Origin of the sequence: Moritella viscosa (assembly GCF_900120065.1) — a bacterium.
Lineage (GTDB): Bacteria > Pseudomonadota > Gammaproteobacteria > Enterobacterales > Moritellaceae > Moritella > Moritella viscosa.
Window position 1 is genome coordinate 1 of the sequence record NZ_FPLG01000031.1, and the last position, 867, is coordinate 867.

The following is an 867-nucleotide window of genomic DNA, read 5'->3' on the forward strand; positions in this document are numbered from 1 at the left end:
CCCTTTGCACAACTGCAGAGGGCGCGGTCTTATTGGCAAGCGCCATCAAAGATGAAAGCCGTCAGTTCAGACCAACGGCTTTTAATGCCCTGGTCTTGTGGGTTAGCGCTGATAGTCCGAATGATTTAGCCAAGCAATTAGCCGTTATTAATGACTATTGTCCATTAACCGGCTTTGTTGAATGCGGCCATTATGCTGCGAGTCTAGCAACATTAGATGCAGATAAACTCACTCGACCTCAAGGCAGTGAACAATCCCTTGAGTGGACGGTATTGAATGATAAGCGGTATATACCCGCGCTTAAGCGGCAATATCATGCGACATCATTAGCACTGGTTAAAACCCAAGGGCAAGCGCTTATTAGCGATATTGATAGCGCATTAGCAGAGTGTAAGCAGTTAAAGGGTCTGCGTGATGTGCGTTTAACGGAAACTGAATTTAACCCAGTTAACACCGGCTTAAATTGCATCAGCATCAGCGCCAATTCAGCCAAAGGCTTAGCGGATAAGTTACAAGGTCTTGGTGATGATAAAGCGTATTGGGCGTTTTGTGCGTTTGTAGGTAGCAGCCACGAACTTGAACCGGTTAAGGACGTGTTTTTATGATAGCGCTCGATGGTTGGCAAGTACCAGGTTATGAAACCAAAATAAAATGCAGTTTCAAATTAGCTGGCGAAGATTTAAGTGGCTACGGCTCCTTAACCCTATCATCGGATAACGGGGTTAAACCTGCCGTTTTATCGGTGACGACCAAGATACCTTTTAAAGATAAAGCAGAGTTAGCCAAGCTGATTTCTAAGGCTAAAGAGCTCGACGAACACGGTGCTAGAATTATCCGCACGGTGAATTGTGATGTAGCAGAATCATT

General features: G+C 45.1%; 2 protein-coding genes. Both read left to right on the forward strand.

Annotated elements, in window-relative coordinates:
• Positions 1 to 605 (forward strand): hypothetical protein (locus BT797_RS04365; RefSeq protein ID WP_082296574.1); only part of this gene is annotated, 605 nt, incomplete at its 5' end.
• Positions 602 to 867: baseplate complex protein (locus tag BT797_RS04370; protein ID WP_474600040.1), on the forward strand; the 266-nt coding region annotated here is incomplete at its 3' end. The genes BT797_RS04365 and BT797_RS04370, both read left to right, overlap by 4 nt.